1 protein-coding gene and 2 pseudogenes are annotated in these 3,679 nt (G+C 38.1%); all 3 read left to right on the top strand.

Annotated elements, in window-relative coordinates; all coding sequences use genetic code 11:
• Nucleotides 1-255: 255 nt before the first annotated feature.
• Nucleotides 256-300: pseudogene (locus tag EXA13_RS17010) on the top strand (hypothetical protein); the annotation flags it as partial.
• Nucleotides 281-374 (top strand): annotated as a pseudogene (locus EXA13_RS17005) (ggdef family protein); the annotation flags it as partial. The pseudogenes EXA13_RS17010 and EXA13_RS17005, both read left to right, overlap by 20 nt.
• A 1,030-nt stretch (nucleotides 375-1,404) precedes the next feature.
• A complete protein-coding gene (locus EXA13_RS16180; RefSeq protein ID WP_238134050.1) occupies nucleotides 1,405-2,370 on the top strand; it encodes a hypothetical protein in 966 nt (321 codons plus the stop codon).
• The last annotated feature ends 1,309 nt before the right edge of the window (nucleotides 2,371-3,679 follow it).

The raw sequence follows: 3,679 nt of genomic DNA, 5'->3' as shown, positions 1-3,679 counted from the left end.
CAATGAGCCGCGGTGGTTGCAGTTGTTGTGTTTGGGTTTAGTGGTAATGCGTTGTCAGCCCCTTAGGCGGGCGTTAGCTTCTTGAAGCAAGGGTTATCAAAATCTTGAGTTCAATGCTCTTGAAAAATCAGCTTCATGCTTTGAAAGTTCACGAATCAGCCTTTGCGTTTCAGTCGGATATTTACGTAGCAGAAAGCGTTGATAATTCAACAATTTCAAAGTTGCTGAAAGCCAACAAGTCTCGATGCTTCAAAGTTGTTTGATGTTCAACACTGCCAACTTGGTTTCACAAAAGGCTGCATCGTCGCTGAAATCGCGCTTTTTTTGTCGGAAATTCGGTAAGTGGCCAACTCAACCTTGAACCCTGTGAGTTTTGACAGCTCACTTCACAGCTTTTGGCGCTGGACGTGTGTTTGCTTGATGCTTTTGCGTAAAATGACTTTCAAGCAAATGTGTTTGAAAAATCATTGCTAAACAATAGGCTACGAAGCTAACAAACGCCTCAAGAGGGACTGTCAACGCGTGGCGTTTCCAGTCCCAATGAGCCGCGGTGGTTGCAGTTGTTGTGTTTGAGTTTAGTGGTAATACGTTGTCAGCCCCTTAGGCGGGCGTTATGCTTTATTGAACTTCAGCAAAATCAATTCACAAATTTTAATGGGAAAGCTTGGTCTGATTTAGAAGTTTTCCTATTCTAATTTATTGATATTATGAGTTTATTGTTCTTTTTCGTGGCGATTAAAAGTTGAACGATGCTTCTGTGTTTTTGTCGGGTTTTGCTCTGATAAATTGTGTACGCAAAAGGTTCGATTGTTGCTGAAAGATCTCTTTCTTTGGTGTTACTGGTTCATTGATTCCACTGGCTATTTCGCTTCAGCATGTTTGGGATCTCATGAACATCTTACTTGCTGACAGTGTTTGGTTAGCGCAAGTTTATCGATGATTGTGCGCTTTTTTCCGGCTCTGCTCTGATAAATTGTGCACACAAAAGGTTCATTTTTCGCTGAACGGTCTCTTCCTTTGGTGTTGTTTGCCCATTGATTTCGCAGGCTAATTCGCTTCAACTTATTTGGGATCTTATTTGCACCAATGATTGCTGAAAGTAGGCAAGTTTATCATTTTGAGTTAAAGTGGCTGCAACCGATAATCATTGTAAAAATTCAATGTAATCAATGAGTAATAAAGCATAACAAACACTTCAAGAGGGACTTCCAACGCGCAGCATTTTCATTATGCGTTGATTTCGGTGGTTTCGGTGGTTTCGGTGTTGTGCAGAAACTTGGTAGTCGCGTTGTCAGCCCCTTAAGTGGGCGTTATATTCTAGTCACACTATGAGCATATATGTATACCAATAATGAGAGTGTGTGCATATAATGCGGGCATTGATGTTATTTGGAACTTTTTACCATGGTTAAGACTTACGAGCATGAAATGCATTCTCTTGCTCCTTATTCGTTTCGCTGTTACAACAAAGATCTTGAGGGTAAAAGAGAGCAAAGGTACTCAACCTTGGATCGCATTGGGCAGTACGATTTGTTTGAGATCCTAAAGGTATTTATTCGGAATAACTCAGGTTCATACCAAATCAAAGATGATATTCGTCAAGTTTACCAATTTAGTGATTTTACCATTAACGAGAATACCCGAGAAATCTACGGCTGGTTCAACGTAGGTTACTATGGTATTAAAACAGATATCATTGATATTGAAACCGGTAAAGTTGATTTCGAGAAAGCTCAAAATAATGCTGAGATAATCAAGCATTACGTGCATTTTTACATCCCCGTGGGTGTAAATGAGGCGATGGCTTTTTTGCACTCTTACCGAGGCAATGGCATTAAAACTCTTTTCTACGTTCTTTTTTCTACCTACTTCAAAAACATAACCAATCTAACTCTTCAAATGAATCCTCTTGCGTATGATAAGGCGATTCATGCGTGGTTAGATGCACCTGCGAAAGAGGTGAAGTTAACGAAATTTGTTGGTTTAAAAGATGCAGCAGACCAAATACGAAAACTAGGCCACAATGAACAAGAGTTAATTATTAAACCTCCTCGCAAAGGTACCTTAGGAAAACTTAGAGATTACATGACACGAGGTAACGATAGATTACAAGCAGTGGAAGTGCTTTCTGAGTTTGGTTCTCAAGTAAAGACAGTGGTCGAGCTAAACGGCAAAAAGAGAACATTTTGTGTCGGCAATCGCTCTACCAACACAGTTTGTGAAATTGAAATAGATGAGACAGTGGTTCTTGATAATGGCGTTCCTCTACTTGAGTCTATGACTTGGTGGGTTAGACAAATCTCAAGAGAATACGCTCAAACAATGTATCCCGGTATGAATTTAGAGGTTCCATATGAGCTCGAAAATTAATGTTTGCAACATAATTTTTGGTCACTTGAACACATTAAAAGATGCATCATCAAGTAAGGTTAGTCTTGTTGATGTATTCACTTTCTTTATTGTGCCACTCTTGTTTGGAATTTTGGTTTTTTTATCAGGCTTTAAGCTTAACGATAGTCTGATATCACTATTGGTTAACTTTGGTGCGATATTTACGGCACTGCTCTTAAGTGTTTTAGTTTTGGTTTATGACCAAAGTTCAAAGTTGTCTGAGAGAAATGAAAGAAATAAAGTTCCTTTCTACACGGTTAAGAAGTCATTACTGGACCAGCTTTATTATAATATTTGTTACTCTATTGTATTGGCATTGACACTTATATTTATGTGCTTTCTAGAGTCCATCACTAGAGGGAAATTATTAGATTTAGCATGTATTGGTGTGCCCAAGCTAGATATTAACATGTACGTTTTTACGCCGGTCGTAGTTTTCATATCAGTCCACCTAATATTGACAATAGTTATGATTGTAAAGCGTATGCATGTATTACTCACCACTGAGTAACGAATATAACAAAGCATTTAAGAGTGATTCCCAACGCTTGGCATTTTTCATTCCATCGTTGGGTTTTGTGTTTAAGGCGTATTGGTTTAGTTTCGTGGTAGCGTTGCTCACACCTTAATGCGGCGTTAGGCGATGTTCGTGAAATTACACAAATGATTCGTTGATTATTAATCGTGTTTTTTTTGAATTATGTCATTTAATCAATGAGTTGTTGAACCCATCAAGTTATCAGTCAAAGAAAATCTCAGCGGTTTTCTGTTCTCATAAAAGTTAACGATCGAGTCTGTTCATATTTGAAAAGCTTTGTGCTTCTCGTTCTTCGAGTCTTAAGTTCATCCTTAACAGTTGAGTGATTTTGCGATGAGCTTGGTGGCCGTGATTTTTTCTTTGAACTAGACCATGAGTTTCGTTGTTGGCAAGTGAATATTACAGGGTCAATGTTAAACTCACATGTTGTTTTAATTTGGTTTGTTCTGATGTTTCTTTGGTAAGAGATTGAAATAGTTTATAAAATCGCCTAACAAAGCATTTAAGATGGACAATCAACGCGTGGCATTTTTGGTTTGGATGCGTATTTGAGGTTACGGCAGGTTAGTTTAAGTTCAGTGGTTTGCGTTGCCTGCCCCTTAATGCGGCGTTATGTAACCGTAGAGAAAAAGACCACAATATATTGAAAGTTAAAGTATTTTTATGATTTCTCTACTTTGAGTTTAGCTTCTACTTTACATGTTTATACTTTTAAATAGTTGTTTTAATTGGTTGTTTTAAAAAATGACA

The organism is Vibrio cincinnatiensis, from assembly GCF_022113815.1.
Classification (GTDB): domain Bacteria; phylum Pseudomonadota; class Gammaproteobacteria; order Enterobacterales; family Vibrionaceae; genus Vibrio; species Vibrio cincinnatiensis_A.
This window is presented reverse-complemented; position numbering and strand designations above follow the sequence as displayed.